General features: G+C 71.5%; 25 protein-coding genes and 4 pseudogenes. 13 read left to right on the top strand and 16 right to left on the bottom strand.

The features are described 5' to 3' along the window. Positions 1-74: 74 nt before the first annotated feature. Together TN53_RS10810 and TN53_RS10805 are read right to left on the bottom strand one after the other, a co-directional pair. On the bottom strand, positions 75-818 hold the full coding sequence (locus tag TN53_RS10810) for a dienelactone hydrolase family protein (protein ID WP_046258252.1): 744 nt from the start codon (positions 816-818) through the stop codon (positions 75-77). Further along, positions 815-1,534 carry an NADPH-dependent F420 reductase gene (locus TN53_RS10805; protein ID WP_046258251.1) on the bottom strand — a complete coding sequence of 240 codons (720 nt, stop codon included), beginning with the start codon at positions 1,532-1,534 and terminating at the stop codon, positions 815-817. Before TN53_RS10805 ends, TN53_RS10810 begins: the two co-directional genes overlap by 4 nt. 108 nt (positions 1,535-1,642) lie before the next feature. Between TN53_RS10805 and TN53_RS10800 the strand changes: the two genes are divergently transcribed. Together TN53_RS10800 and TN53_RS10795 are read left to right on the top strand one after the other, a co-directional pair. Next, positions 1,643-2,236 (top strand): TetR family transcriptional regulator, encoded by a 594-nt coding sequence (locus TN53_RS10800; RefSeq protein ID WP_046258250.1) that lies wholly within the window; start codon positions 1,643-1,645, stop codon positions 2,234-2,236. Positions 2,237-2,626: 390 nt separating this feature from the next. After that, positions 2,627-3,688, top strand: a complete 1,062-nt coding sequence (locus TN53_RS10795; protein WP_052745174.1) for a hypothetical protein — start codon at positions 2,627-2,629, stop codon at positions 3,686-3,688. 65 nt (positions 3,689-3,753) lie between these two features. Here the strand turns inward: TN53_RS10795 and TN53_RS10790 are convergent, their stop codons facing one another. After that, positions 3,754-4,779, bottom strand: coding sequence for a hypothetical protein (locus TN53_RS10790; RefSeq protein ID WP_052745173.1), 1,026 nt, complete (start codon positions 4,777-4,779; stop codon positions 3,754-3,756). Between the two features lie 266 nt (positions 4,780-5,045). Here TN53_RS10790 and TN53_RS10785 point away from each other — a divergent pair, with 266 nt between their 5' ends. The 3 genes from TN53_RS10785 to tgmB all read left to right on the top strand — a co-directional run bounded on the left by TN53_RS10785 (position 5,046) and on the right by tgmB (position 6,682). Then, positions 5,046-5,321, top strand: coding sequence for a YkvA family protein (locus TN53_RS10785; protein WP_046258249.1), 276 nt, complete (start codon positions 5,046-5,048; stop codon positions 5,319-5,321). A gap of 178 nt (positions 5,322-5,499) precedes the next feature. Beyond that, entirely contained in the window at positions 5,500-5,691 is a 192-nt protein-coding gene (gene tgmA / locus TN53_RS10780; RefSeq protein WP_046258248.1) for a putative ATP-grasp-modified RiPP, read from the top strand. Positions 5,692-5,707: 16 nt separating this feature from the next. Then, positions 5,708-6,682: an ATP-grasp ribosomal peptide maturase gene (gene tgmB / locus TN53_RS10775; RefSeq protein WP_046258247.1), complete on the top strand. Its 975-nt coding sequence runs from the start codon at positions 5,708-5,710 to the stop codon at positions 6,680-6,682. Positions 6,683-6,685: 3 nt separating this feature from the next. Here the strand turns inward: tgmB and TN53_RS10770 are convergent, their stop codons facing one another. Then, positions 6,686-6,901, bottom strand: coding sequence for a hypothetical protein (locus TN53_RS10770; RefSeq protein WP_046258246.1), 216 nt, complete (start codon positions 6,899-6,901; stop codon positions 6,686-6,688). Between the two features lie 102 nt (positions 6,902-7,003). Then, positions 7,004-7,459 carry a DUF2269 family protein gene (locus TN53_RS10765; RefSeq protein WP_046258245.1) on the bottom strand — a complete coding sequence of 152 codons (456 nt, stop codon included), beginning with the start codon at positions 7,457-7,459 and terminating at the stop codon, positions 7,004-7,006. A gap of 179 nt (positions 7,460-7,638) precedes the next feature. On the opposite strand from TN53_RS10765, the gene TN53_RS10760 reads away from it, so the two are divergent. Further along, entirely contained in the window at positions 7,639-8,610 is a 972-nt protein-coding gene (locus TN53_RS10760; RefSeq protein WP_046258326.1) for a GlxA family transcriptional regulator, read from the top strand. 27 nt (positions 8,611-8,637) lie between these two features. Here the strand turns inward: TN53_RS10760 and TN53_RS10755 are convergent, their stop codons facing one another. Next, positions 8,638-8,892 carry a DUF5133 domain-containing protein gene (locus TN53_RS10755; RefSeq protein WP_046258244.1) on the bottom strand — a complete coding sequence of 85 codons (255 nt, stop codon included), beginning with the start codon at positions 8,890-8,892 and terminating at the stop codon, positions 8,638-8,640. A 250-nt stretch (positions 8,893-9,142) separates the two neighbouring features. Here TN53_RS10755 and TN53_RS10750 point away from each other — a divergent pair, with 250 nt between their 5' ends. Next, a complete protein-coding gene (locus tag TN53_RS10750) occupies positions 9,143-9,475 on the top strand; it encodes a hypothetical protein (protein ID WP_052745172.1) in 333 nt (110 codons plus the stop codon). Between the two features lie 15 nt (positions 9,476-9,490). On the opposite strand, the gene TN53_RS10745 is transcribed toward TN53_RS10750, so the two are convergent. From TN53_RS10745 to mftR, 4 genes and pseudogenes are all read right to left on the bottom strand, one after another. Beyond that, complete coding sequence (locus TN53_RS10745; RefSeq protein WP_046258243.1) at positions 9,491-11,263, bottom strand: ABC transporter ATP-binding protein; 1,773 nt, start codon at positions 11,261-11,263, stop codon at positions 9,491-9,493. 77 nt (positions 11,264-11,340) lie between these two features. Next, positions 11,341-11,592, bottom strand: a pseudogene (locus TN53_RS44850) (aldo/keto reductase); the annotation flags it as partial. Further along, positions 11,543-11,710, bottom strand: a complete 168-nt coding sequence (locus tag TN53_RS49490) for a hypothetical protein (protein WP_420719096.1) — start codon at positions 11,708-11,710, stop codon at positions 11,543-11,545. The pseudogene TN53_RS44850 and the gene TN53_RS49490, both read right to left, overlap by 50 nt. A 145-nt stretch (positions 11,711-11,855) precedes the next feature. Continuing rightward, entirely contained in the window at positions 11,856-12,500 is a 645-nt protein-coding gene (gene mftR, locus TN53_RS10735) for a mycofactocin system transcriptional regulator (RefSeq protein ID WP_046258241.1), read from the bottom strand. 217 nt (positions 12,501-12,717) lie between these two features. Between mftR and TN53_RS10730 the strand changes: the two genes are divergently transcribed. Beyond that, complete coding sequence (locus TN53_RS10730) at positions 12,718-13,596, top strand: Gfo/Idh/MocA family protein (protein WP_046258240.1); 879 nt, start codon at positions 12,718-12,720, stop codon at positions 13,594-13,596. A gap of 6 nt (positions 13,597-13,602) precedes the next feature. Here the strand turns inward: TN53_RS10730 and TN53_RS10725 are convergent, their stop codons facing one another. Next, positions 13,603-14,571 (bottom strand): phosphotransferase enzyme family protein, encoded by a 969-nt coding sequence (locus TN53_RS10725; protein ID WP_046258239.1) that lies wholly within the window; start codon positions 14,569-14,571, stop codon positions 13,603-13,605. A gap of 210 nt (positions 14,572-14,781) precedes the next feature. Further along, positions 14,782-15,681: pseudogene (locus tag TN53_RS10720) on the bottom strand (GNAT family N-acetyltransferase). 222 nt (positions 15,682-15,903) lie between these two features. On the opposite strand from TN53_RS10720, the gene TN53_RS10715 reads away from it, so the two are divergent. Continuing rightward, positions 15,904-16,995, top strand: coding sequence for a PP2C family protein-serine/threonine phosphatase (locus tag TN53_RS10715; protein WP_046258238.1), 1,092 nt, complete (start codon positions 15,904-15,906; stop codon positions 16,993-16,995). Here TN53_RS10715 and TN53_RS10710 read toward each other — a convergent pair. Beyond that, on the bottom strand, positions 16,982-19,213 hold the full coding sequence (locus TN53_RS10710) for an MMPL family transporter (protein WP_046258237.1): 2,232 nt from the start codon (positions 19,211-19,213) through the stop codon (positions 16,982-16,984). The genes TN53_RS10715 and TN53_RS10710 overlap by 14 nt on opposite strands. 141 nt (positions 19,214-19,354) lie before the next feature. Between TN53_RS10710 and TN53_RS10705 the strand changes: the two genes are divergently transcribed. Beyond that, positions 19,355-19,561 (top strand): hypothetical protein, encoded by a 207-nt coding sequence (locus TN53_RS10705; RefSeq protein WP_046258236.1) that lies wholly within the window; start codon positions 19,355-19,357, stop codon positions 19,559-19,561. Between the two features lie 260 nt (positions 19,562-19,821). On the opposite strand, the gene TN53_RS10700 is transcribed toward TN53_RS10705, so the two are convergent. Further along, complete coding sequence (locus TN53_RS10700; protein WP_046258235.1) at positions 19,822-20,952, bottom strand: sulfite oxidase; 1,131 nt, start codon at positions 20,950-20,952, stop codon at positions 19,822-19,824. Positions 20,953-21,043: 91 nt separating this feature from the next. Between TN53_RS10700 and sthA the strand changes: the two genes are divergently transcribed. Further along, positions 21,044-22,447: a Si-specific NAD(P)(+) transhydrogenase gene (sthA, locus tag TN53_RS10695; RefSeq protein WP_046258234.1), complete on the top strand. Its 1,404-nt coding sequence runs from the start codon at positions 21,044-21,046 to the stop codon at positions 22,445-22,447. Between the two features lie 25 nt (positions 22,448-22,472). On the opposite strand, the pseudogene TN53_RS10690 reads toward sthA, so the two are convergent. Next, positions 22,473-22,715: pseudogene (locus tag TN53_RS10690) on the bottom strand (hypothetical protein); the annotation flags it as partial. A gap of 374 nt (positions 22,716-23,089) precedes the next feature. Here TN53_RS10690 and TN53_RS10685 point away from each other — a divergent pair. Next, positions 23,090-24,562 carry an APC family permease gene (locus tag TN53_RS10685; RefSeq protein ID WP_046258233.1) on the top strand — a complete coding sequence of 491 codons (1,473 nt, stop codon included), beginning with the start codon at positions 23,090-23,092 and terminating at the stop codon, positions 24,560-24,562. An 11-nt stretch (positions 24,563-24,573) separates the two neighbouring features. After that, positions 24,574-25,533, top strand: coding sequence for a hypothetical protein (locus TN53_RS10680; protein ID WP_046258232.1), 960 nt, complete (start codon positions 24,574-24,576; stop codon positions 25,531-25,533). 39 nt (positions 25,534-25,572) lie between these two features. Here TN53_RS10680 and prcB read toward each other — a convergent pair. Then, positions 25,573-26,425: pseudogene (gene prcB, locus TN53_RS44845) on the bottom strand (proteasome subunit beta). Positions 26,426-26,531: the final 106 nt, after the last annotated feature.

The following is a 26,531-nucleotide window of genomic DNA, read 5'->3' as shown; positions in this document are numbered from 1 at the left end:
GATGCCATGGAACAGAATATATCGGCTACCGATATATTCTGCGAGGGCAACACGCCCTGTCAGTCAATGCGGGGTCAGAGCGCGCGACCCAGGAGCTCCAGCAGTGCCGCCCAATGGCGGTCCGTCGCCTCGGCGCTGTACATCGCCGTGTCGGCCTGGGTGAAGCCGTGGAGGGCGCCGGGGTAGACCTCGGCGCGGTGGCGGACGCCGGCCGCGGTGAGGGTCTTGTCGAGGCGGGCTATCTGGTCGGCCGGATTGGTGGAGTCCTGGTCGGCGTGGCCGAAGTAGAGCTCGGCGGTGATGCGGTCGGCGAGGAGATGAGGGCTGTCCGGGGCATCGCCGGCGAGGAACGCGCCGTGGAAGCCGGCCGCCGCGGCGACGCGGTCGGGGTGGGTGCCGGCGGTGCGCAGGGCGAGCCCCGCGCCCATGCAGTAGCCGGTGACGCCCACCTTGCCGTCGGTGGCCAGCGGGGACCGGGCGAGCCAGTCGAGGTAGCCGGCCGCGTCCCGCATGGCTCCCTCGGGGGTGAGGCTGAGGGCGGCCGGGCGGAGGCTCGCGATGATCTCCGGGCGTTCCGCCGGGTTGATGAAGTCGGGCAGCTCCACCAGGGGCGCCCGGCCGGAGCGGTAGAAGACGTTGGGGACGAGGACCGTGTAGCCCGCCGAGGCCAGGCGGTCCGCCATGCCCTTGAGGTGGGGGCGCAGCCCGAAGGCGTCCATGTACAGCAGCACGGCGGGGTGCGGGGCGCCGTCGTCCGGGTGGGCGAGATAGGCGTCGGCGGTGCCGTCCTGCGTGGCAATGTCGATCATCGTGCTCATGCGGCAGCGCTCCCGGCCTCGACCAGTTCCTTCACCCGGGCGGCCGGAACCGGCACGCCGGGGCTCGCGAGGAACCACCGCTGCGCCTCCTGCGCACTCAGCCCCTCGGGCCGCTCCCCCATGTACGGCTGGACATACGCCGGACTGCCGGGCTTGATCCGTCCGCTGCCGGCGAGGCCGCCGATGTCCACCGCGTCGTAGCCGAGCGTGTCGAGGAGCGCGACCACCTCGGCCTTGGCCCCGGCGTGGTCACCGGCGACGGGCAGGGCGCTGCGGTCGGGGGCGCCGGCGGGGCGGGCGAGGGTGACCAGGTGGTGGAAGTCGATGGTGGAGAAGACCTTCACCACCCGGGCGCCGGGCAGGTGCCGCTGCACCAGCACGCTGGAGGCCGGCTCGCCGGAGTCCAGCTCGGAGACGGTCCCGTCGCGCTGCGGGAAGTAGTTCATCGCGTCGATGACGATCCGGTCCGCGAGGTCGTCTGGCGGGAGTTGCCGGTAGGCCTTCAGCGGCAGGGCGGCGACCACCAGGTCTCCGGCGCGGGCGGCCTCGACGGGCGTCGCCGCGCGGGCCTGTCCGCCGAGTTCGGCGACGAGGCCGGTGAGGGTCTCGGGGCCGCGGGAGTTGCTCAGGACGACGTCCAGTCCGGCGGCCACGGCGATCCGGGCGATGGCGCCGCCGATCATTCCGCTGCCGATGAGTCCGAGGGTCTGGGGCACAGGGTCACGCCTCCATGGTTCTTGATGTCCAATGTGAAACTGAGCGTCAGGCTAGCCATCGAGTTTCACTCTTGCAAGTGAGAGTCGGGATAGCGGTACGATCACGGGGTGACCGGAGCAGCGCGTACGAACACCAGAGACATCGCCCGGGCCGCCGTACGGGCCGAACTGGCACAGGTGGCCTTCGAGTTGTTCCGTCGCGAGGGGTTCGACAAGGTCACTCTCGATGACCTGGCGACGGCCGCCGGAGTGTCGCGCAGCACCTTCCTGCGCTACTTCGGCACCAAGGAGGACGCCGTCCTGGGCGCCTTCGAGGGCCACGACCGACGGGTGGCCGACGCGCTGCGGGCCCGCCCGGCGGGCGAGGACGAGTGGACGGCTCTGCGGGGCGCGCTGGACAGCGTCATCTCGCGCTATCACGAGAACCCGGAGGAATCGCTGGCGACGACCCGGCTGGTCCGGGAGACCCCGGCCCTGTGCGCCCGTCACCTGGAGAAACAGCACAGCTGGCGGCCCGCGCTGGTCGAGGCGCTGGCCGAGCGGTCCGGCACCGCGGGACACCCGACGCTGGCCCAGACCGTGCGGGCTGCCGCCGCGATCGACTGTCTCCAGGTCGCCCTCGACCACTGGACGGCCTCCGACGGCCGGCTCGACCTGGTCACCCTGCTCGACGAGGCCTTCGCCGCGCTCGCACCACGCTGAACCGCGGTGGTGAAGGCGGGTGGGTGCCGGGGTCCCTCACGCCCACAAGTCTCGGCAAGCTGATCACGGGCTCGGCCGCACAGGAGAGCCTGCTCGGAACCGGCGGCCCGGTCCTCGCCGTGAAGGCCGCGGTGCAGCCGTCGCGCGCGTCAGTGGGAACAGGGCCCGCCCCAATGCGGATGGTGGGCGGGCCCTGTTCGTCCCAGACATTGTGGTGCGCGGATCGCACCCCCGACATGGGTGAACCCTGGCCACCCGAAGTGGATCGCGCACACCCCGAGTGCGCGGTTCGCACGGGGACGGTGGCGGGATACCGACCCCGCCCGACCTCCGCGGACCGGCGGTGACGATACTGGTAGCCGCACGGAACCCCGCCCCACAGATGGACTCATGCAGACCTCCCCCGCAGCCCTTCCCCCCACCGTGTGGCCGGCCCGCGGCCGTCACGTCGGATCCGCCGCCGCGGACGTGCTCCGCGTCAACCTCCAGCAGCTCAAGGACGGCGCGGTCGTCGACGACTTCCTGGAACTCAAGGAGGAGCAGGTCTTCGAGGCCCGCTGGCGGGTCGACGGCGACGTGACGGTACGGGCCCGGCTGACGCTCGGGTCCGGCGAGGAGTGGGTCCTGGTCGCGGAGGCGGAACAGCCGTGGAAGGCGGCGTGGGCCTCCCCCATCGGCATGTTCTGGCCGCTGGGTCCGGACGCGGGCTGGGACCACGACACCGTCGCCGGTCTGCGCCTGCGGGACGCCAACCGGCTGCCCGAGGACGACAAGGAGCTGCGGCGCCTGCTGCGGGACTGCGTGCGCGACTCCTGGGCGCTGCACATCGTCGTCCACGAGGCCATGACCCCCGACGAGCGTGGCCGCCGGCCGCTGACCGAGCATCTGCCGGCGAGTCTGCGCCACCGCGTGGTGGAGCACCGGGCCGCGCCGCATCAGCTGCGGGCGGTCAACTGGGCGCTGAAGGAGTTCGACGTCCAGGTCCCGCGCGGTGGAGCCGTCGTACTGTCCCCGCTGCCCCTCGACCACGACACCGACGCCGACGACTTCTCCGTGCGCAGTGTCTTCCTGGACGGCACCCGGCCCACGGAACTCTTCGACGCCGTGACCCGCTTCGCCGGGCTGCCGAGGCCGCTGCCGGAGGGTGCCGAGGACGCGCTCACCGCGCTGCGCGAGCAGTGGCGGCTGACGACCGCCGAGGAGGAGCTGGTCCGCCAGCGCGAGCTGGTCGCCATGTACGCCGAGGCACTCGACGCGATGACGAAGTCCCGCGATCTGTACCGGGAGGCCGCCGAGCGCGCCAACGAGGCGCTGGCCGCCTACCGCGAGGCGGGCGCCGAGGCACCGAAACCGTCCGCCGAACAGCCGGGCTCGCCGCTGCAGCAGCTGACCCGGACCCTGGAACGCTTCAAGCCTCGCCGGCCCCCACGGGACGAGAACGGCGTCGGCTAACTGCCGCGGACGCTGGGGTCACGACGGCAGTCCGGTCACCGTCGGCCGCGGCGCCCGCCGCGCGATCACTCCGCCAGCAGACGGTCCGCCGCGCTCCGCCCCGGTGTGTGCGAGGCCAGCCGGACGACCAGGGCGGTCAGCGCCGCGAGTGCCGCGCAGACGGCGGCGAGGCCGGCGATCCAGGCCGGTGCGAGTGTGAGGTCGAGGGCTGCGGACAGCCGGCCCGAGTCGAAGCGGCTCGCGTACAGCTGGGCCGCGGCCAGGGCGGCCGGCACCAGGACCGCTCCGGCCAGTACCGGCACGGAAGGACGCACGGCCACCAGCAGACCGAGCAGCACGCACAGGCCGGCCAGACCGAGGACGAGACCGTAGCGGCGCAGGGACACCCCGTCCTGGTGCACCGGGAAGTGGGCGCCGGCGCAGAGGAGAAGGGCCACCGCGGTGAGGCGGGCGGGCCGGAGGGGAGGTCCGGCGGGCCGGCGGCGCACGAGGCCGGGGAGGTTCGCCGGGTTCCGGTCCTGGTCGGCGTCGTCCGCGTCGTCCGTCGGCGCGGCGGTTTCCGTGGTCTGCGGCGGAGGGGCTCCCTTGCGCTCCTGGGCCAGTCGGCCGATCAGCTCCACGAGTTCCTCGACGGACCGGCCGGTGGCGGCCGCCCTGACCGCCTCCTGCCCGCAGTGCGGCTCGAGCGGTGCCTGTTGCAGCAGGGCCATCAGCCGGGTCACGTCCTCGACCGGGCGGGTCTCGGCCGCGGCGCGGATCGCCTCGTCCGCGCTCGCCACGTCCCGCGGCGGCTGGGTGAGCAGGACGACCAGCCGGGTGACGTCGTCCACGGACCGGTTCACACCGACCGCGCGAAGCGCGTCGACCGTGGCCCGTGCGTACAGGGGGGACTGTTCGAGCAGCGTGATGAGCTGGGCCACCTCTTCCAGCGGCCGGTCGGCCACGGCGGCACGCACCAGGCCGTCCACCGGATCGCCGTAGGCCGAACCGCTCCCCCCGACGACGACGGGCGCCGGGCTCAGGGCGTCGGTGATCTCCGTCGCGGGTATGGCGGGATCGTTCGACTGCGGGGTTGACGAGCGAGTGGTCATGCGCGGCTCTCCAAGCGAGGGGATGCGGCCGCTGTTGCGTCCCCGAAGCGCGACACGCGACCTTACGGTGACCATTACCGGGCGTCCGCGCCGGGGGCGCCACTCGGGTGCGCCACAGGTATGACTCCCGCTTCGGCACCCCCACCCCGCCACTCCCACTGGTGTTCGAGTGCACCGGTTTGACGCTGGCAGGCAATACCGGCGCCCCGAGCGGGAATCCGGTTATTCGCGCGCCCTTCGCGGGCGCACCGGAACGAGGAGGGCCGTTGGACACCACCACCCGATGGATCGCTGTCGCCGTGCTCCTCGCAGCGGCCGTCCTCGCCGTTGCCGTCGCGGTGTTCGTACGACTGGTCCGGGCCCGGCGCGGCCTGCGGCAGGCCGGACTTCCGACCGGCCCGCGCTGGGTCTTCTGGGGAGCTCTCGCGTACTTCTTCCTGCCGGCCGACCTGGTGCCCGACCCCGTGTACCTCGACGACATCGGCGTCCTGCTGCTCGCGTTGCGCACGATGCGCAGGCACTCGGGCAGTGAACCTGCCTGAGTTCGCCCACGTCTCCCCCATTGTCCGGACCATGAACCGCCCATGACTACGCAGCGTAAGGAAACCAATCACCCGTTCGATTCGTATAAGTCTCAGGAAGCCGACGGGAGTCGGCGGCCCGAGCGACGGCGCAAGGTGACCATCGCTGGATCGGCGCAGGACCCACGAGGGAGAGACGATGCAACCGTTCGCGCTCAACTACGCACGTCCGGCAGCGGAGTCGGAGGTCACCGCTCCGTACGCCTACGACACCGGACTGCAGTTGAACGTGCTCTCGGACGGGCGGATCGCCGCCCACGACCACGCGCTGCTGAGAGAGTTCGGGACCACGACCTCGACCGCGGGGTCGAAGACGCACTTCGACGACTGAACACGGGCAGGCTCTGATGACCGTGTTGATTCTGACCTGTGAGGCGGATGTCACCGCCGACATGGTGGTCGTCCACCTCAATTCGACGGGGGTTCCGGTGGTCCGTCTCGACCCCGCCGACCTGACCGAGGGGGTGGCGCTGTCGGGCGAGTACGTGCACGGCGCCTTCCGGGGCCATCTGTCGTCGGGGGGCCGGCTGGTGAGCATCAACGGGCTGCGGTCCGTCTGGGTGCGGCGGCCGGGCACCGCGGCCACCCGGGCGGCCGAGCCGTCCGGGTGGCTGACCGAGGAGTCGTCACAGGCGCTGTACGGGATGCTCCGCAGTTCGGGGGCGCGCTGGATGAACCACCCCGACGCCTCCCGTCGGGCCCGGCACAAGCCCTGGCAGCTGCGGCACGCCCAGCGCTGCGGGCTGCCCGTGCCGGCCACGCTGATCACGACCTTTCCGCAGGCCGCCCGCGAGTTCTCCGCGCGCTATCCGGACCTGGTGGTCAAGCCGGTCTCCGGGGCGCATCCGCAGGACCCGCCGAGGGCGGTGCCGACCAGCCGGGTCACGCCGGACACGGACTTCTCCGCCGTCGCGTTCGGTCCCACGCTGCTGCAGCGGCGGGTCGCCAAGCGGGCGGACATACGGCTCACGGTGGTGGGCGACCGGATGCTGGCCGCGCGGAAGACGACCGCGGAGGACGACGAGGTGGACGTCCGTTTCGCCTCCCCCACCTCTCCGTGGCGCCCCACCGACGTCCCGCCACGGGTCGCCGAGGGGGTGCGTGCATACGTTCGCGACGCCGAACTGGCTTACGGCGCCTTCGACTTCGCCGAGGACGCCGACGGGACGTGGTGGTTCCTGGAGTGCAATCAGTCGGGGCAGTTCGGCTTCGTCGAGGTGGAGACGGGTCAGCCGATCGCCCGCTCGATAGCCGAGTGGCTGGCCCGGCCCGTGCCGGACGGTGCGGGGCGCGTCAATGGCAGGGACACCGTGGTCCCCTGAGCCTCACCGCTGCCCGGGTCCGGGCAGGGCCGCCCGCTGCCACTGCGGGGCGGGCGGCGCGGAGGGCAGTTCTCCGTAGTGGGAGCGGTCCATGGAGCGGAGGGGCTGCATGACGAACTCCAGTTCCCTGCTGACTCGCTCGGCCTCCCTGCGAACCTGAGTGGGGACGTCGCCGCGCTCCGCGATGAGTCGGTCATAGATGGGGGAATCCTGGAACACCCGTCAACGTGCCTTTCGTGTCATGGCCCATATGTATGGGCGCAGCTGCCGAGTCTAGGCGCCCCTGCACCCTGCGGGGTGAATTCCACCGTTCGGCTTGACTCAGGCTCCCGTCGTGGAACCTGGGCGAACGATCATCAGAACGGTGACCGTGGCCCACAGCAGGTTGAAGATCCCGGTGAACATGGCGAGTTGGACGGTGTGGGCGCGCTCGACCGTCTGTCGGGCGCCCAGCTCTTCGAGAAGCTCCTCCTGACGGGGCAGTACGAAGGCGACCAGGATGCCGGCGGCCACGGCGGTCAGGGTGATGGAGGTGATGAGCCAGGCATCACCCAGGACACCCATCGCGACGGCGGTGGCGAGGCCGAACACCGGCACGGCCACGCCGAAGCGGGCGTAGACCCGGCAGATGCGGTGCAGCAGGGCGACGGTGTCCGCCGCCGTCCCGGAGGGGTCCGCGCGGCGCACGGCGGGCGGGAACATGCTGGCCGCGACGGTCACGGGGCCGATGGCGACGATGGCGGCCAGGACATGGAGGGACAGCAGGAACTTCGTCATGGGGTGGCGTCCAGGGTGGTTCGGAGGTGTTCGGCCGCCCACGCTAGGGATCTCCGTGCGAGGTCGCCCAGAGGCTGAAACGACAGCTTCCGACGGGTTCCCGCCAACCGCGGGGGCCTGCTGCTCTTCCCTCGGCCCGGTGTGGTGGGGCTGGCGGGAATCCGCCTATCGTGTCGTTCATGCACACCGTGGCGATCCTGGCTCTCGACCAGGTGGTGCCGTTCGACATGGCGGCGCCCATGCAGGTCTTCGACTGGACACGGCTGCCCGACGGCCGCCCCGCGTACCGGGTCCGGCTGTGCGCCGCATCGCCGGAGGTACGGGCCGACGGCGGCTTCTCGCTGCGCGTCGAGCGCGGTCTTGAGGCACTGGCGGACGCGGACACGGTCGTCGTGCCGGGCTGCTCCCCGGCGGCCGGACCGACGCCCGGGCCCGTTCTGGAGGCGCTGCGCCAGGCGGCCGCGGCGGGCACCCGGATCGCCTCGGTGTGCGCGGGTGCCTTCGTGCTGGCCGAGGCCGGGCTGCTGGACGGGCTGCACGCCACCACGCACTGGGTGGCCGCACAGGAGCTGGCGCGCCGCTTTCCGGAGGTACGGGTGGAGCCGGACGTCCTCTATGTCGACAACGGGCAGATCCTCACCTCGGCCGGTGCCGCGGCGGGCCTCGACCTGTGCCTGCACATGATCCGCCGCGACTTCGGCTCGGCGGTCGCCGCGGACGCGGCCCGGATGTCCGTCATGCCTCTCGAACGGGAGGGCGGACAGGCCCAGTTCATCGTCCATGACCATCCGCCCGTGCCCCGCGGCTCGACGCTCGAACCGGTCCTGGAGTGGATCGAGGACAATCTGGCCCGGGAGATCACCCTGGGCGCCCTGGCGACCCGGTCGGGGATGAGCGAGCGGACGTTCGGCCGCCGGTTCCGCGAGCAGACGGGCACCACACCGCTGCAGTGGCTGCTGCGGGCGCGGGTGCGGCGTGCCCAGTACCTGCTGGAGAACAGCGACCACCCGATCGAACGGATCGCGCAGCAGGCGGGGTTCGGTTCACCGACCGCGTTCCGCGAGCGGTTCCGCCGGGTGGTCGGCACCAGTCCGCAGGGCTATCGCTCGGCCTTCCACGGGAAGTCGGGCTCCCCGGCAGTGCGCGTGTGAGCCTGCGGACCTGGTGCCGACGCGGTCTCACACGGCCAACAGGCCGCCGCGTCGCGCCGGTTCCTCCACCGTGGACGCCGTCCGGCCCACACCGAGGAGCAGGGCGTCCGCCTTCGCGACCGCGTCGCGGATGCCGGTGGTGCCCATCATGACGCAGAGTGTGTAGCTGACATCCTCCAACTCCCTTGTCGTCGCCGGGTTGCCCCGCTCCGCGTCGGCGATCCGCAGCGATGCGTACCGCGTCAGCAGCTTTCTGACGACCTTCGGATCCGGAACGAGCACGGAGAGCCCCTCTCTCGATTTTCCGCTGCGTGTGCCCGGGCAGGGGGAGATCAATCTCATCTCCCGCTCTCCGGCTCGCGATTGACGGGATCCTGTCGCCGAGCACCCGACTGACGCTCGAATCCCACCAGTGCGAAACCCACAGGAGTGACGTTTCGGCGGGTACGGCACCGACCCGCTTCCCCCCGGGCACGCGGGCAGTTGAACAGGGGGCAGCCCCTCAGCACGGACGCACGAACGGTGTACGCCCATGAACTGCCCCCAGCGCCTGCTCTGCGCGCTCTACGTCAGCACGAGCTCCGGTCTCGCCCTGACCACGGTCCACGAGTTCCGGCACGGCCCCTGGTGGGCCGCGGGTCTCTTCGCCGCCGCGAGCCTCGTCCCCCTGGTCGCCGTCGTGCGCGAGGCCGAGCCGCGTGCGCCGTCGACCGAACGGCGGCTGCGGGGCGTCGGGCCCGGTGCCGACGACGAGGTCGTGCGCACCGAGCTCGACGCCGCGTGCTGCGAACGCTGGTGGACGAGCTGCGGCACCGAGCACGACGCGACCTGCCCGCACCGCGTCCCACGGAGCAGCGCCGCCTGACGGGTGCTGGTGCCGTCAGGCGACCTGTCCGCTGTGCAGCGCCGTGTACGCCCCTCCCCGGCGCAGGAGTTCGTCGTGCGTGCCGATCTCCTGGACGCGCCCGTCGCCCATGACCACGATCCGGTCGGCGCCGCGCACGGTGGACAGCCGGTGGGCCACCACGAACGTGGTCCGTCCGCGCAGCAGCCGGGCGAGCGCCTGCTGCACCAGGGCCTCGGAGCGGGTGTCGAGGGCGGAGGTCGCCTCGTCGAGCACCAGCACCCTGGGATTCCTGATCAGGGCGCGGGCGATGGCGAGGCGCTGTCGCTGGCCACCGGACAGCCGGGCGCCACGCTCGCCGACGAGGGTGTCCAGGCCCTGCGGCAGCTGCTCCACGAACTCCAGCGCGTTGGCGTCCCGCAGCGCCGCGCGCACCGCCGCCTCGTCGGCCTCGTCCTCCATGCCGTAGGCGACGTTCTCGCGGATCGTGCCGTCGAAGAGGATCGACTCCTGCGGCACGACCGAGACGAACCGCCGGTAGGTGCGCAGGTCGAGGGTGTTCATGTCGGTGCCGTCGAGCAGCAGCCGGCCCGAGGTCGGGCGGATGAAGCCGATGACGAGGTTGAGGACGGTGGACTTGCCCGCCCCGGACGCGCCGACGAGGGCGATGGTCTCCCCCGGCCGCACGGAGAGGGTGAAGTCGTGCACGGCGGGCCGCTCGCCGTCCCCGTAGACGTGGCCGACCTGCTCGAAGGCCACGGCCCCGCGCACCTCCGAGACCTCCGACTTGCCCTCGTTGTCCTCCAGTTCGGGCGCCTGCAGGACCTCGCCGATCGAGCGGACGGACTCCAGGCCCTTGGTGATGACCGGGGCGAGACCCGCCAACGTGGTCGTGGAGTTGGTGAGCGTGGTCAGGAAGGCGCTGAGCATGACGACGTCGCCGGCGGTGACACCCCAGACGTCGTAGTACGACACCAGCGCCGCACCGGCGAGGACCAGCACGCCGACGACGTTGAGCACCACCCAGGCCAGCGAGCCGAAGCGGCCGTTGACGAGGTCGAGGCGCATCCCGGAGGTGAGCAGGCGGTGCAGGGTGCCGTCCATGCGCCGCAGCGCCTTGCCCTCCAGGCCGTGGGCGCGGGTGACCGGGATGAGACGGGTCATCTCGGTCACGCGGGAGGACAGGGTCTCGACCTCGTGGCGGAAGTGCTCGTTGTGGGTGCGCAGCCGGGCGCGGAGGCGGGCCACGACGAGGGCGGCGGCGGGGACCACGACGAGGAAGACCGGCAGGAACTCCGGTGTGCGGATGCCGATGATGACGAGGCCGCCGATGAGCACGGTGCCCGCACCGAGCCCGGTCTCCGCGGTCTGCTGCACCATCTGCTCGACGGTCTCCACGTCCCGGACCACCTTGGCCTGGAGCACGCCGGCGCTGACGCGGGAGTGGTAGCCGATGGACAGCTGCTGCATACGGATGCAGAGAGCGGAGCGCAGGGAGGTCCCCATGCGGCGCACGCTGCCGTACAGGAGACGGACGTAGAGGATGTGCAGGGGGTAGTTGACGAGCAGGATCAGCAGGATGATCCCGGTGCTGAGCCAGAGTTCGGTGATCGCCCGATGCTCGACGACGGTGTCGATGATGGAGGCGGTGATCAGCGGCAGCAGCCAGACGGGGCTGTGCTTGACCGTGAAGATGCCGACCGCTGCGGCCAGGCGCCTGCGGTCGGCACGGAACAGGTAGGCGAGGGTACGGACGGGATGCTCGCCCCGGTAGCGGTGGTCGAGCGGTCTCTCCAACGGCGAGGCCATTGGTGGCGGTTCCTTCCGAACGTTCGGATCATGGGGCTTTCAGCAGCGCTTTGTCCCCCGGGTGTGCCGGACCACACCGCATCCAGCACGGCGATCTCGTCCGCCGTCAGGACCAGGTCGGCCGCGTCGAGGGAGTCGAGGATCGTCTCCGGGCGGCTGGCGCCCTGGATCGGTACGACGTCCGGCGACTTGGCGAGCATCCAGGCCAGGCACACACGCTGCGGGCTCACCCCGTGCTCCTCGGCGATTCGGGCGAACGGCGCGTAGGCGGAGCCCAGTTCACGGGCCCGGGAGATGCCGCCGAGGGGGCTCCAGGGCAGGAACGCGATGGGCGGCGTGCAGCGTGGCGAGCGAACGGGCCTCGTCCGGCCGCCCCTCGATCGACATGGGCATCCCGCCCAGACCGATCGCACTGACCTCGGCATCACCGATGCGTCGCGTGTGCATGGGCTCGTGACCTCTTCCGGGCTGTCGCGGGACGCTGGGCGCCGGCAAGCGGTTGCACCGCACCGGTCGCACACCAGCCTGAACCCGCCTCGGCCCGCAGGTCCAATAGAAGAACGCGAACGTATTCAGCAGCGCGAGGACTGAATCACCGCAGGCGCTCTCCCTGCCCGGTGCCCCGGAGCACGGCGAGGGCGGGCTCGTCGAAGCCGGCGGCGAGCTGTCGCACGGCCTGGTCCAGGAGGTCGCTCAGACTCGCCGTCTCCTCCGTCAGCCAGTGCTCGTACGCGGTCACGCATGCGGCCAGCGCCGCGTGCCCGATCAGCCGGGGCAGCAGGTCCGAGGGCGCCAGTCCGGTACGACGGGCGGCGAACTCCGTGACCAGCGCCCGCCACGAGGTGTAGCGCACCGCCGAGTCGGCCTGGAGCGCGGGCACCCGCAGGATGAGGGCCATGCGCTGCCGGTGCCAGGGCACCACCGCCGGGTCGAACCGGTTGAACTCGACGACGGCGTCGCGCAGCGCGTCCATCATCGGGGCGGCCGGATCGGTGGCCGCCAACAGCTCCTCCAGCCTGACCAGTTGCTCCTCGAAGTCGCCCCACACGAGGTCGTTCTTGGACGCGAAGTAGCGGAAGTAGGTGCGGCGCCCGATGCCGGCGGCGGCCGCGATGTCGTCGACCGTCGTGGCGTCGAAGCCCTGCCGGTCGAACAACTCGAAACCGAGGCGCTCCAGCACGGCCCGCGAGGTCGCTCGCGGGCGTCCCGCTCGGACTCCCGCCGCTCTGCCCGTCACCGGCTGCCCCGTCCTGTATCCGCACCCACGCCCCCATCATGCATCGGGCGGACCCCGACCACGCCACCGCTCGCAACCGGGCTGTCTGCGACCTGTCCGGACGCTGCGGCGCCAGGACTGGGCATGTCATCGATCTTTCCCCGCATTCCGGTTGCGCGCCCCTCAGGTCCGTGTGGCACTCTCGGGCTGGACCTTCGGGGTGTGGAAAGGCGGGGGCATGCGCATCGGACTGCTCGGCACGGGCTCATGGGCCGAGGGGGCGCACGCGCCCGCCCTGAGCCAACACCGCGAGCTGGATTTCGTCGGGGTGTGGGGCCGTCGTTCGGAGGCCGCCAAGGAGTTGGCGGGCCGCTTCGGCACCCGGGCCTACGACGACGTCGACGCGCTGTTCGCCGACGTGGACGCCGTCGCGGTGGCGCTGCCGCCCGCGGTCCAGGCCGGTCTGGCGGTGCGGGCGGCGCGGGCGGGCTGCCATCTGCTGCTGGACAAGCCGCTCGCGCCGACGGCCGAGGAGGGCCGGGCCGTGGTGGCGGCGGTCCAGGAGGCGGGAGTCGCCTCGGTCGTCTTCTTCACGACCCGTTTCCAGAGCGTGACCGAGGCGTGGATCACCGAACAGGCCGCCGTCGAGGGCTGGTTCACCGCGCGGGCCGAGTGGCTCGGCGCGGTCTTCACCACGGACAGTCCGTTCGGGGCCTCGCCGTGGCGGCGGGAGAAGGGCGCGCTGTGGGACGTGGGACCGCACGCCCTGTCGGTGCTGCTGCCGGTCCTGGGCGACGTACGGCAGGTGGCCGCCGCCGTGCACGGTCCCGCGGACACCGTGCACCTGGTCCTCCACCACACCGGTGGCGCCTCCAGCACGCTGACGCTGAGCCTGACGGCACCGCCGGCGGCGGCGGGTGCGGCGGTCGAACTGCGCGGCGAGGGCGGGGTGACGCTTCTCCCACGCAGCCCGGACGGTGCGGTTCCCGCGCTCGAACGGGCCGCGGACGCGCTGCTCGCCGCCGCTCGCAGCGGCCGTCCCCATCCGTGCGACGCCGCGTTCGGGCTGCGGGTCACGGAGATCCTGGCGACGGCGGAGGCTCTGCTGGGCGGCTGACGCCGCTCACCACTGGCTCTCGACCGCCTCCGTCAGCCGGGCGACGGCGGCCGGATCCGGCAGGCTCGCCAGCGTGTCGACGACCTTCCTGCTCGCGAACTCGCGTTGTGCGGTGGTCGCGTTCGGGTCGATCGCGCCCTCGGCCTGCACCTTGACGAAGTTCAGATCCGTCGCGAACAGCATCGAGAACGAGTCCGGGCTCTTGACCGTCGCACGGCCGCCGGCGTCCACGTACGCCCGCACGAGCCGACGCGCGGATCCGGCGGTGAAGTCGTTGCCGCCCGCCCAGACGTACAGGACACGGGCGAGTTCGCGTTCGGCCGCGATGGGTCCGGCGTTGTCCCAGTCCAGGAGGGTCGGGCCGGCCGGGCCGACCAGGACGTTCTGCGGCTGCATGTCGAGATGCGACACCACCAGGTCACCGGGGCCGGACGGGGTGACGTACCGCGCGAGTCCGGGTGCCGTGGTGTCGATGAACCGGCCGAGCTCGTCGGCCCACGGCATCCCGGCCCTGCGGACCTGCTGGTGGAGCACAGCCCAGTCGGTGTCCTGGGGGCACTCCTCGTACCAGAGGTGCGGGGTTCCGGTCGCGCCCCCGCCCGCCCGGTGGAGGAGGCCCAGGGTCCGGCCGCACCAGCTCAGGATGTCCGGGTCGGTGGGGTCCGCCTGGGTTCCGGTGACCCAGTCGTAGAGCTTCACGGCGGACCCGTCGAGCTGCGAGACGTGCAGGCCGTCGCGGTTGGGCAGGAGCCGTGGTGCGGAGATCCCCAGATGCTCTGTGGCGGCACGCAGGGCGATCTCGTGCCGGAACTGCTCCTCGCTGCCGCCGAAGATCAGTTCCTTCACCGCCCACGAGGCGCCGTTCCCGGTCAGCTTCCAGATCTGCCCCAGGGCGCCGCGGGTGACGGGCGTCATCGTCCAGGGCCCGGCACCGAGTGCGTAGGTGTCTGCGATCAAGTCCGCGGCGCTCTGCATACGGGTCTCCTCCATGCGTCTCGGCCACCCAAGATCGCAGGGAGGGCACCTGTTCGTCGAAGGGTTTGTCGCTCCGACCTGGCCTTCCGGCGAGGTCAGGGACACGCGTCGCCGGACCTCGTCGTAGACCCGCTCCGTCACGGGCGAACAGCTTCCGCAGGGTGTCGAAGGCCGGACCGGCCGTGAAACGGCCCCGCAGCGGCGAATTGGCTACCGTGCGTCCGCCGGCCGATGGAAGTTGACGCGTTCGCGTGTGACCGGATAGCCGGCCTTGGCGAAGTGCGCGGCCATCGGGGCGTTGCCCTGGTCCGTCGCGGCGACGATGAACTCGGCGCCCTGCGCGACGAGGTGGTGGGTGCACTCGGTCAGAAGGTCGTAGGCGTAGCCGTGTCCGCGCTGTTCGGGTACGACGCCGATGAAGCCGACGATCGGGGCCTGGTGGTTGCGGGCCGGGATGTGGATCCCCGCCAGCTCTCCTTCAGGCGTGTGCGCGACCTGCCACTACTCGCGCGGCGAGGGGCACCAGCGGAAGAAGTCGAGTTCCTCCTGGGCCGCCTTGTCTACGCCGCCCTCCTCGACGGCCTTCAGCGCGTGGGCGTCCAGGGTGGCGGAGTGGATGCGGCGCAGCGCGTCGAAGAAGACGGCGTCGTCGGGTTCGGCGCCGAAGACCAGACGTCCGGGCCGTTCGGACAGCCCGCATCCGGGGGTCCAGCGGTAGGTGAAGCGTTCCACCAGAAGCTCGTATCCGGCCGCCCTTGCGGCGGTGAAGCGGGCCTCGACGGCGGTGCGCAGATCCGGGTCCTCGCGCCAGCCGGGCGGCAGGCTGAAGTCGATGTCGACCTGCCAGGGCGCCGAACGCAGGAGTTCCGCGGCCGCCTCGGTCTCACCCTCGGCCATGTCGAGCCGGTCGACGCAGAGCGGTTCGGTGTCGTCGGGGCCGCCCCACCAGGCGGCCCTGGCGACGATCCGGCCGTCGCGCAGCGCCACGCGCTGCCAGTCGGGGCGGTGCCGGGTCAGCGGGTGCGCGGCGCGCACCCCGAGCGGGTCGGGCAGGGAGTCGAACTCATGGGCGGTGCTGTCGTCGAGCTGGCGGATGACCGTTCCGGTCATGGATTCCTCCGGGATGCGTGCTGCGTGGAGCGCTCCCGGGAAGCTCAGAGACGCACGCCGGGGGCGACGGGAAGGGAGCGCGGGATGTCGGTGTACTGCACGGCACTCGCCTCCTTCCGTCGGTGTCGGGGCGTGACGCGCTCACGCTAGAAGCTGCTGCGGGCGGGCGTCCAGCGAATTTCCCGGCGTGCGCGGCGCACCGGGTCGGAGGACCGTAGAGGCGTGGGAAAGGCGCAGGTCACACGGGACCACCGGGACCGGCGCGGCTGGTTGCACGGCGCACCGCCGCCCGGCTGGGTACGAGTGCTGCCGCCCGCCCTGCTCGCGGGGGTGTGCGCGGCGACCCTGGCCAGCCCCGGCCCCCTCGACATCGGCTTCCTGCTGGGAGCCATCCCCCCGTTGGCCGTGCTGTCCTACGGCCCTGCGGGCACCGCGCTGCTCGGCGCCCTCGTCGTGAGCCTGCTGGTCGTCCCGGCGTTCCGGCTCAACGACCCCGGCACCACCGATCTGCTGACCGTCTCCTTCGTCGCCGCGCTCAGCGTGCTGGTGTCCTACGTACGGAGCCGGCGGGACGCCCAGCTGGTCACCGAACGGGCGGTCGCCGAGGCCGCCCAGCGGGCCGTGGTGCCGCCGCTGCCGGAGCGTGTGGGGCCGGTGGGGTGTGCGGGGCTGTACCGGGCGGCGCAGCGCGGCACGCTCGTCGGCGGTGACTTCTTCGATGTACGGCGAGGCCCGCACGGTGTGCGGGCGGTGATGGGCGATGTGCAGGGGCACGGGCTGTCGGCCGTCGCGACGGTCGCCTCGCTGCTGGGCGCGTTCCGGGAGGCGGTGCTGGACGAGCCGGACCCGGAATCGGTGGCGGCGCGGCTCGACCGCAGGCTGGTGGTGGACTCCGCGGACGTGTCGCACGCCGAGCTGTTCGCCACGGCGGTGGTGCTGGAGTTCTCCGCCGACGCGCGGGCCGTGCGGATCGTGGTGTGCGGGCATCCGGCGCCGCTGCTGCTGCGCGACGGGCGGGTGGCGGAGCTGGAGGTGACGGCGGGTGTGCCGCTGGGGCTGGGGCTGTCCGGGGCCGGCCCGGCGGTGGGGGTCACGGTGCCGTTGCGCGCGGGTGACCGGCTCTTTCTCGCGTCCGACGGTGTCTCCGAGGCCAGGGGCACCGACGGTGCCTTCTATCCGCTGCTCGACCGGCTCCCCGCGTTCGCCGAAGACGATCCCGCGGTCATGGTGCGGCATGTGTGGCGCGACCTGACGGGGTACTGCGGGAGGACCGTCCAGGACGATGTGACGATGCTCGTCCTCAGCCCTGTCTGACCTGTTCGTGCTCCCCTTCGGCGTCGATGTGCGGCAGGATCCGGTCCAGCCACCGCGGCGTCCACCAGGCGTGCCGGCCCAGCAGCGTCATGACCGCCGGCACCATGAGCAGCCGGACGACGGTCGCGTCGATCAGCACGCTCACGGCGAGCCCCAGGCCGAGCATCTTGACCACGATGTTGTCGCTGACGATGAACGCCGCGAAGACGCTCACCATGATCAGTGCCGCGCAGGTGATGACCCTCGCGGTGATCTCCAGCGCATGGGCGACCGACGCCTTGGCGTCCCCGGTGCGCAGCCAGGCCTCGTGCACCCGGGAGAGCAGGAAGATCTCGTAGTCCATGCTCAGCCCGAAGATGATCGCGAACATCATCATCGGGACATAGCTCTCGATGGGCACCTTGCCGGAGACTCCCAGCGCCGGACCGCCCCAGCCCCACTGGAAGACGGCGACGACGACACCGTAGGAAGCGGCGATCGACAGGACGTTGAGGACGGCCGCCTTGATCGCGACGAGCAGACCGCGGAAGACCGCGAGGATGATCAGGAAGGCCAGCGCGACCACGACGCCGATGATGAGGGGCAGCCGGCTGGAGACGATGTCGCGGAAGTCGACCTGGGCCGCGGTCGTGCCGGTGACGTAGCCCTGGGCATCGGTGCCGGATACCGCGGCGGGCAGGGTGTCGTCGATCAGGCGGTTGGTCAGGTCCGTGGTGGCGGCGCTCTGCGGAGACGTCTTGGAGTAGACCGTGCTGATCAGGACGTCGCCGTCCTTGGTGGGCGTCAGCGGAGTGGCGGCGGTCGCGCCGGAGACGCCGTCGAGGGTCTTCTGGGCCTGTGAGGTGAGGGCGGAGCGACTGGAGTCCGGCACGGAGGTCTGGTCGATGACGACGGTGAGCGGGCCGTTGGAGCCGGGGCCGAACGCGTCGGTCATCAGGTCGTAGGCGCGCCGGTCGGTGAAGGAGGTGGGGTCGGCGCCGTCGCCGATGTGGCCGAGCTGGATGGAGAACACCGGGACGGCGAGGACGGCGACGGCTGCCACGCCCGCGGCCAGATAGCGCAGCGGGTGGTGCTCCACGCGGAGCGCGTAACGGTGCCAGGTGCCGTGCGGCTCGGCGCCCTCCTCGGCGTCGGTCTCGGCGACGGGGCGGCGCACCCGGTAGCGGTCGATTCGGGTACCGATCAGCCCGAGCAGGGCCGGGACCAGGGTGAGCGCGCCGAGCACGGCGGAGACGACCGTCACGGCGGCGGCGAGACCGAGTTTGCCGATGAACGCCACACCGGACGCGGACAGGCCCGCGAGCGCGACGATGACCGTACAGCCGGAGACGAGCACGGCCCGGCCGCTGGTCGCGGTGGCCCGGCCCGCCGCGGCGACCGGGTCGGCACCGTTCATCAGGAGCTGGCGATGACGGGTGATCAGGAACAGTGCGTAGTCGATGCCGACGCCCAGTCCGATCATCGTGGCCAGGGTCGGCGAGACGGTCGCGAAGGTGAACGCGGCGGCGAGCAGTCCGAGGCAGGCGAGCCCGCCGATCACACTGATCAACGCGGTCAGCAGCGGCAGACCCGCGGCGATCACACTGCCGAAGCCGACGAGCAGGACGACGATCGCCACCGCGAAACCGATCAACTCGCTCACCCGGTCGTCGGCGGCGGGCCGCGCCAGCTCGCCGAGCGGTCCGCCGTACTCGACGTCGGCGCCGGCCGACCGCAGCGGCTGCACCGACGTGTCCACCCCGTGCAGGTAGTCGTCGCCCAGGGTGGAGGGCTGTACGTCGAAGCGGACGGTGATGTACGCCGTCTTCGCGTCGGAGGACAGCGGTCCGACGGCCGAGGCGGTGGCGGTCAGCGGGTTCTGGACGGCCAGGACGTGCGGGAGCTTCTGCAGGTCGCCGACCGTCGTCGACATCTGCGAGTCCAGCGAGGTGAGAGCCTTGCCGCCGTCGTGCACGACGATCTGGCTGCTGTAGCCGCCCGCCGCCGGGTCGTGCTTCTTCAGGACGTCCAGGCCCTGTTGGGACTGCACGTCGGGCAGGGAGAAGTTGTCCTCGTACTCCCCGCCGACGGACCGGTTCAGGGCCTGCAGAGCGATCAGGGCGACCAGCCAGGCCACGATGACGATCACGAAGTGCCGGGCGCACCACTGGCCCAGCCGTCGCAGTGCCCCGATGGCGGCGGTCCCCTCGTCCCCTGCGTTACCTCGGGTGGGTGACATGTCCTGGACCTTTGTTCGCTACCCCCATTACACGCCCGCGCGATCTCCTCGGCACCCCGGGTGAGGTCGCTCCGGATGCACGCGGCGCTCCCCGGGTGAATGGTGATATCGGACCCGATGACGACCCGAGGAGCAGAGATCATGCCGACGTCACAGCCCGACGCGTCCGGGCCGTCCGAGGACCGCGCCACCCCGGACGCCCTGCTCCACACCCGTACCGGCACCGAGGTGTCGCCCGAGGACCTGGTGCTTGCCGCAGGCAGGGACCTCACCCCACGCAACCTGGAGTGGGCCAGGCGCAAGCTGGCGGCCGAGGGGCCGGCCGCCATGGAGAAGCTGCTGCCCTAGGGCCCTTCTGACGGATCAGCGTGGGCCGAGGAGCGGCGTCCGGTGCGTGCGATCGTCGTGCGGGGTGGAGGGTCATGTGGCGGAGCCACCTGGCCCTCCACCCCGTGCGTCTGGGGGTCCCCCCACGCCCTTCAGGCAGTGGGGGAGTGCGTGCCGGGCGTCGCGACGCCGCGATGATCCGTCAGAAGGGCCCTAGCCCTGTCCGGCGGAGCGGCCCTGGCTCCACCACCGTCCGGGCCCGGTGCGTTCGGCCGGGCCCGTCAGTCCGGTGCGTCCTCGTCCAGGCAGAGCACCGGAACCCGCTGTACGAGGTTGTTGGCGAACCCGCCCCGGTTCCAGGGCTGGTCCAGCGGCTGGGTGTGTCCCTCGGCGTCGGTGGCCCGCGCGCTCAGCAGGTACTCGCCGGGCGTCGCCGTCCAGGTGAGACGCCAGCGGCGCCACGCCCAGCGGTGCCCGTCGTCCGGCTCCAGCGCGGTCTCGTGCCAGGTGCGTCCGGCGTCCGCGCTCACCTCGACCCGGCTCACCGGCGCCCGCCCGGACCAGGCGCGCCCCTCCAGCGGAACCTCGCCCGGCCGCACGATCCGGGTCCGTGACATGAAGTCCGGGAAGCCCGGCGGCACCAGCAGTGCGCGCGGCGCGATGCGGGTGACGGGTTCGCCCGGGTCCTCCGGGCGTTCCCGCAGGCGGTAGGCGACGGTCTGCTGGAACCCGGTGAACGGCTCGTCGACGACGCTCACGTCGCGCAGCCACTTCACGTGGGCCATGCCGTACCAGCCGGGCACCACCAGTCGCAGCGGATGCCCGTGCTGCGGCGGCAGCGGGGAGCCGTTCATCGCGTACGCCACCAGCACCTCGGGCTCACTGCCCGTGGCGTCCTCGACGGACAGGGAGCGCCGGTAGTCCTGCTCGACCCCGCGCTCCACCCCGTGATCGGCGCCGGTGAAGACCACGTCGACGGCGCCGGGCTCGATGCCGGCCTCCGCCAGCAGCAGCCGCAGCGGCACGCCGGTCCACTCTGCGGTGCCGACCGCTTCGACGAGCCAGGGCTGGCTCACCGGCCGGGGCGTCAGCAGGGCCCGCCCGTTGCCGGCGCACTCCAGCGTCACCCGGGTGGTGACCTGGGGGAACGCCCGCAGGTCGGCCAGGTCCAGGCGCAGCGGGCGGCGGACCAGGCCGCCGACGGTGAGCTGCCACGCGGTGTCGTCGGGGACGTAAGGGATGTCGTAGTGCGTCAGCACGTAGTGCAGGCCCGGCGGGGTGAGGTCGTGGCGCAGGGCTTCGAGCGGCAGTCCGTGGTTGCGGGTGGCGAGGGCGAGTTCGTCCGGGCCGATGCCCTCTTCGGGGCCGGCCAGCCGGGCGGGTGCGCTCGCGTCACCGAGTCGATGACCCATGACACCAGTGTCGCGCCGCGAGCCAACCCTTGCACGGTGTCTGCCGGTTCACCCTTTCGAATCGGGCCCTGGAACTGCCAGACTGCGGAAGGTGCCCGACTTCGACTTGCTTGTCATCGGATCCGGTCCGGGTGGCCAGAAGGCCGCCATCGCCGCGGCCAAGCTGGGCCGCCGCGTGGCCGTCATCGACCGCCCCGACATGGTCGGCGGGGTCTCCATCCACACCGGCACCATTCCCTCCAAGACGCTGCGCGAGGCGGTGCTCTACCTCACCGGTCTCACCCAGCGCGATCTGTACGGGCAGAGCTACCGGCTGAAGGAGGACATCACCGTCGCCGACCTGACCGCCCGCACCCAGCACGTGGTCGGCCGGGAGGTCGACGTCATCCGCAGTCAGCTCTCCCGCAACCACGTCGCCCTCTACGCCGGAACCGGCCGTTTCGTCGACGCCCACACCGTCGCCCTGCGCGAGGTGACCGGCCATGAACGGCTGCTCAGCGCCGAGCACATCGTCATCGCGACCGGCACCCGGCCCGCCCGGCCGGACACTGTCGAGTTCGACGAGCGGACGATCCTGGATTCGGACAACGTCCTCGCCCTGGAACACGTTCCGCGGTCCATGGTCATCGTCGGCGCGGGTGTCATCGGCATGGAGTACGCGTCCATGTTCGCCGCGCTCGGCAGCAAGATCACTGTGGTCGAGAAACGGGCCGGGATGCTCGACATGTGCGACGTCGAGGTGATCGAGTCGCTCAAGTACCACCTGCGGGACCTCGCCGTGACGTTCCGGTTCGGGGAGACGGTGTCCGCGGTCGAGCGGCACCCCCGGGGCACGCTCACCATTTTGGAGAGCGGCAAGAAGATCCCCGCCGACGCGGTGATGTACTCGGCGGGCCGACAGGGGCTCACCGACGACCTCGACCTCGACAAGGCGGGGCTGGCGGCGGACCGCCGGGGCCGGATCACGGTCGACGAGCACTACCGCACCGAGGTGCCGCACATCTACGCCGTCGGCGACGTCATCGGCTTCCCGGCGCTGGCCGCGACCTCGATGGAGCAGGGCCGGTCGGCGGCCTACCACGCCTGCGGGGAGACCGTCGGGCGGATGCACCACCTCCAGCCGATCGGCATCTACACCATCCCGGAGATCAGCTTCGTGGGCCGCACGGAGGATCAACTCACCGAGGACAGCGTGCCGTTCGAGGTCGGCATCTCCCGCTACCGCGAACTGGCCCGCGGACAGATCATCGGCGACTCGCACGGCATGCTGAAACTGCTGGTCTCCCCCGAGGACCGCACGCTGCTCGGCGTGCACTGCTTCGGCACCGGCGCCACCGAACTCATCCACATCGGCCAGTCCGTGATGGGCTGCGGCGGCACGGTCGACTATCTCGTCGACGCGGTGTTCAACTACCCGACGCTCGCGGAGTCCTACAAGGTCGCCGCTCTCGACGCGACGAACAAACTCCGCCAGATCGACCGCATCGGGGACTGAGGGAACCCGGCGCTCAGACGCCTTCGTCCGGCCTCTCCTGGGCGAGCCGTTCGTCGAGGCTCTCGCCGTCGTGCTGTTCGGCGGCCGTGGTGCCGTACTTGGTCACGCCGAGCGGCCGCTCGGGGGGCGAGTAGCCCTGGTCGAGGGTGTCGTCGTAGGTCCGTTCGTCCAGCACGTTCTCGGGGTCCAGGGGTGCGGCGTCCTCCTGCTCCTCGTCGGTTGCGGTGGGCTGGTACACGTCATCGGCGTGCGCCGGGTCCGTGGCCATGGGAGCCTCCCCTGTCGACTCGGTCCTCTTCTCGGTCCTCTTCGGTATCCCGATCCGCGTTTCCAGATCCGCCCCTCCGAACCACGGTTTTCCGTCACGGAGCCTCCACAAGGCCCCTGACCTGCGGCGGAGTTGGATGCGGGAGGTTACCCTCCGGTCAATCTTGAAAGGGGATCGCGTAGGGCTATCATCACTCGCACACACGGTGTGTGACCGTCTGCCGACGCGACGCTGAACGGTGTCCGCCGCCCCCCAATGTGCCGTCCCTGGCCGAGGCCATCCCTCTTCGGTCCGAGGCGGGTTCCACCCCCCACCCCTTACGCCGTCGAGGCCTGGTCGTCCTCGCGTCGTGCACGACGGAAAGCAGCTTCAGCATGAGCAACAGCAGGGGCAGAGGGTTGCAGGCAGGCGCCCTCGGCACGTTCGACACAGTGGTGATGGCGGTCGCGGGAAGCGCTCCGGCCTACTCGATCGCCGCCACCACCGCCGTCCTCGTCGGCGCGGTGGGTCTCGCCAGCCCGGCCGCACTCCTGTACTGCGCGATCCCGATGCTGGGCATCGCGCTGGCGTTCAGCTATCTCAGCCGCATCGACGTGAACGCGGGCGCCAGTTACTCGTGGGTGGGGCGAACTCTCCACCCGTTCCTGGGCTTTCTCAGCGGCTGGGCGCTGGTGGTGTCGGCGACCATCTTCATGGTGGCCGGTTCGCTGCCGGCCGGTTCGATGACGCTCGCCCTGTTCGACGAGGGCCTCGCCGACGACACCGCGCTGTCCACGCTCGTCGGCGCCGCCTGGTTCGTGGCCATGCTGCTGGTCGTGCTCGGCGGCGCCCGGCTCACCGTCCGCGCCCAGCTCCTCATGTCCGGCGTCGAGCTCGCGATACTGGCCCTGTTCGCGGTCCTGGCCTTCTTCCACACGGACAACGCCCGCGCCTTCGACTGGTCCTGGTTCGGTTTCGGCCAGTTCGACGGCATGGCCGGCTTCGCGTCCGGCGCGCTGATCGCCGCGTTCTACTACTGGGGCTGGGACGTGACCAGCAACCTCAGCGAGGAGACCCGCAACAGCCGTCGTACGACCGGACTGGCGGGCCTGATCGGGGTCGGCATCGTCTTCCTGCTGTTCGAGGTGTTCACCATCGCGGTGAACGTCGTGCTGTCCTCGACACAGGTCCGGGAGAACGAGGCCAATGTGCTCGCGGTGCTGGGCGAGGAGATCTGGCCGGGCTGGGGCGGCAAGCTGCTGATCGTCGCGGTGATGCTGTCCACCATCGCCACGCTGGAGACCACGCTGATCCAGGTCACCCGCTCGCTGTTCGCGATGGGCCGCGACCGTACGATGCCGTCCGCGCTGGGCAGGGTGCACCGCGAGTGGAACACGCCCTGGGTCGCCATCGTGGTGGTCGGCGCGGTGGCGCTGGTGATGTTCATCGCCTCCAACGCGCTCGGCTCGGTGGGCGACATCCTCTCCGACGCGATCTCGGCGATCGGTCTGCAGATCGCCGTCTACTACGGTCTGGCGGGCCTCGCGGCCGTCGTCGCCTACCGCAAGACGCTGCTGAAGTCCGCCGCCAACTTCTTCTTCGGTGGCCTGTGGCCGCTGCTGGGCGCCCTGTTCATGTTCTGGATCTTCATCGAGTCGCTGGGCGAGCTCAGCCGGGCCGCGGTCACGATCGGCGTCGGCGGACTCGCCGCCGGGCTGGTCCCGATGCTCTGGTACTGGAAGAAGGGCAGCGACTACTACCGGCCCGCCAAACTGGACGCCACCCACACAGTCGAGGCGGACTACGTCCCGGCCGGCGCCGTGCCCACGCAGTCCCGTGCCCACGAGGGTCTCTCCACCGACTTCTGAGGGGTGTGGCGATGACGCGGGATCGCTTCGCTCCCGACTTCGACCCCGACTGCGGGGACGTACCCCTCACCACGGCCCGCCAGGACATCGTCATCGGACGCTGGCAGGGACTGAGGGAACTGCTGCGGGCGACCGGACCCGACTGGCCGGTCCGCGGCCATCGGGTCCGGCTGCTCGCCCAGGCCTGCGCGGGCAGTTCGACGGCGGAGTCATGGCTGGCCGCCGAACCGCACAGCGCCGACGCGCTGGTGCTGCGGGCGGCGACCGAGACGGCCCGGGCGTTCAACCTGGCGATCGCCGCGGGCCGCGGTGTACCGATCGACCAGCACCGCGTCGACACCGCGGTGATGGCGAGTCTGCAGGCCGCCGACGCGTATCCGGACGACCCCACCCCGTGGATCTCCCTGATCTCCGTGGCGCGGCTGTACCCGGCGGGCGTACGCAGGCAGGAACTGGCGCGCTGGTGGGACGAGTTGCACCAGCGCGACCCCTACAGCGTGGAGGGCCACCTCCAGGTGCTGCACTACTACTCGTCCCGCTGGCACGGCACCCACGGCCTGATGTACGACTTCGCCCGCGACGCGGCCGGAGTGGCACCGCCGGGCTGCGCACTGCCGGTGCTGGTGCAGTACGCCCGGGTCGAGGAGTACCGGTTCGCGCTGGACGCGGCCAAGGGTCGGCAGTCCTCGGTGGCGCTCGCCCAGCACTGGAGCAACGACGGGGCCGTCAGCGACGTACGCCGCACCTGGCAGCGCTGGATCGCCGGCCGGCCCGAGGGCGCGGTCGCCCCCGCCGAGCTGCGTGACCTCAACTACCTGACGCACGCGGCCTGTCACGCGGGCCTCGCGGATGTCGCGGGCCCGCTGTTCCGGATGCTGGGGCGGCGGGCCACCCGCACTGCCTGGTCCTACACGGGGGAGCCGGACAAACAGATCGCCAAGTGGCGCAAGGAGGTGGGGCTGCGCGCCTGACGCACTCGCCCCGAGTGCCATCGTGGCCGGGGCGGTTCGTCAGGGCGTGGCGTTCGGGCCGTCCGGCCGGCTGCTGCGCTGCTCGACCATCTCCCGGTGAGCTGCTCCGTCTCCGATTCGGGCAGCCGCTCGAAGCCGTCCTCGGTGATGACCGAGACGATCGGGAAGATCCGCCGGTTGATGTCGGGGCCGCCGGTCGCGGAGTCGTCGTCCGCCGCGTCCCACAGGGCCTGGAGGGCGGCGAGCGCGGCGTCGCGCCGGGACATGCCTTGTGGAACAGCTTCTTCAGCGCGCCCCGGGCGTAGGGCGAGCCGGAGCCCTCGGCGTGGAAGTCCGTCTTCTCGTACAGGCCGCCGGCGACGTCGAAGCTGAAGATGCGTCCCTTCTCGCCGTCGTCGGCCGTGTGGTCGTAGCCGGTGAGGAGGGGGACGACGGCGAGGCCCTGCATGGCCTGGCCGAGGTTCTGCCGGATCATGCCCGCCAGGCGCCGGGCCTTGGCGTTGAGGGACATCGGCGCGCCCTCGATCTTCTCGAAGTGCGTGAGCTCGACCTGGTACAGCTTCACCATGTCCAGTGCGAGACCGACGGTGCCCGCGAAGGCGACCGCGGTGTGGTCGTCGGCCGGATGCACCTTCTCCAGGTCGCGTTGGGCGATGAGATTGCCCATCGTGGCCCTGCGGTCGCCGGCGATCAGCACGCCGTCGCGGTAGGCGAGGGCCAGCACGGTGGTGCCGTGCGGGAACTGGTCGGGGGCGGCGCGCACGCCGTCGGGGAAGGGTCTGCGGGTGGGCAGCAGGGCGGGTCGGTGGGCGGTGAGGAACTCGGTGAAGGACGCGCTTCCCGGAGTGAAGAACTCCTCCCCCAGCCGTCCGCCGTGCTCGCTCTCCGTCATGACGTTCCCCCTCGTGTCCCCGGTCCGACATCCGAGTCCTACCTGAAGCGGGTGGACGGGAAACACGCGGCCCGGATCACAACTCGCGCCTTGGACGCGCCTGTTG

The organism is Streptomyces sp. WM6386, assembly GCF_000972385.1.
Lineage (GTDB): Bacteria > Actinomycetota > Actinomycetes > Streptomycetales > Streptomycetaceae > Streptomyces.
The sequence above is the reverse complement of the archived record's forward strand: the minus strand, read 5'-3'. Positions and strand labels throughout refer to the sequence as shown.

Excerpts from the sequence above, each read along its gene's own strand:
- TN53_RS10700 (WP_046258235.1), bottom strand. The coding sequence starts at position 20,952 with ATGGGTCATCGACTCGGTGACGCGAGCGCACCCGCCCGGCTGGCCGGC.
- tgmB (WP_046258247.1), top strand. The coding sequence starts at position 5,708 with ATGACCGTGTTGATTCTGACCTGTGAGGCGGATGTCACCGCCGACATG.
- TN53_RS10810 (WP_046258252.1), bottom strand. The coding sequence starts at position 818 with ATGAGCACGATGATCGACATTGCCACGCAGGACGGCACCGCCGACGCC.
- TN53_RS10765 (WP_046258245.1), bottom strand. The coding sequence starts at position 7,459 with ATGACGAAGTTCCTGCTGTCCCTCCATGTCCTGGCCGCCATCGTCGCC.
- TN53_RS10730 (WP_046258240.1), top strand. The coding sequence starts at position 12,718 with ATGCGCATCGGACTGCTCGGCACGGGCTCATGGGCCGAGGGGGCGCAC.
- TN53_RS10760 (WP_046258326.1), top strand. The coding sequence starts at position 7,639 with ATGCACACCGTGGCGATCCTGGCTCTCGACCAGGTGGTGCCGTTCGAC.
- TN53_RS10790 (WP_052745173.1), bottom strand. The coding sequence starts at position 4,779 with ATGACCACTCGCTCGTCAACCCCGCAGTCGAACGATCCCGCCATACCC.
- TN53_RS10710 (WP_046258237.1), bottom strand. The coding sequence starts at position 19,213 with ATGTCACCCACCCGAGGTAACGCAGGGGACGAGGGGACCGCCGCCATC.
- TN53_RS10750 (WP_052745172.1), top strand. The coding sequence starts at position 9,143 with ATGAACTGCCCCCAGCGCCTGCTCTGCGCGCTCTACGTCAGCACGAGC.
- TN53_RS10745 (WP_046258243.1), bottom strand. The coding sequence starts at position 11,263 with ATGGCCTCGCCGTTGGAGAGACCGCTCGACCACCGCTACCGGGGCGAG.
- TN53_RS49490 (WP_420719096.1), bottom strand. The coding sequence starts at position 11,710 with ATGCACACGCGACGCATCGGTGATGCCGAGGTCAGTGCGATCGGTCTG.
- TN53_RS10680 (WP_046258232.1), top strand. The coding sequence starts at position 24,574 with ATGACGCGGGATCGCTTCGCTCCCGACTTCGACCCCGACTGCGGGGAC.
- tgmA (WP_046258248.1), top strand. The coding sequence starts at position 5,500 with ATGCAACCGTTCGCGCTCAACTACGCACGTCCGGCAGCGGAGTCGGAG.
- TN53_RS10705 (WP_046258236.1), top strand. The coding sequence starts at position 19,355 with ATGCCGACGTCACAGCCCGACGCGTCCGGGCCGTCCGAGGACCGCGCC.
- TN53_RS10725 (WP_046258239.1), bottom strand. The coding sequence starts at position 14,571 with ATGCAGAGCGCCGCGGACTTGATCGCAGACACCTACGCACTCGGTGCC.
- TN53_RS10685 (WP_046258233.1), top strand. The coding sequence starts at position 23,090 with ATGAGCAACAGCAGGGGCAGAGGGTTGCAGGCAGGCGCCCTCGGCACG.
- TN53_RS10795 (WP_052745174.1), top strand. The coding sequence starts at position 2,627 with ATGCAGACCTCCCCCGCAGCCCTTCCCCCCACCGTGTGGCCGGCCCGC.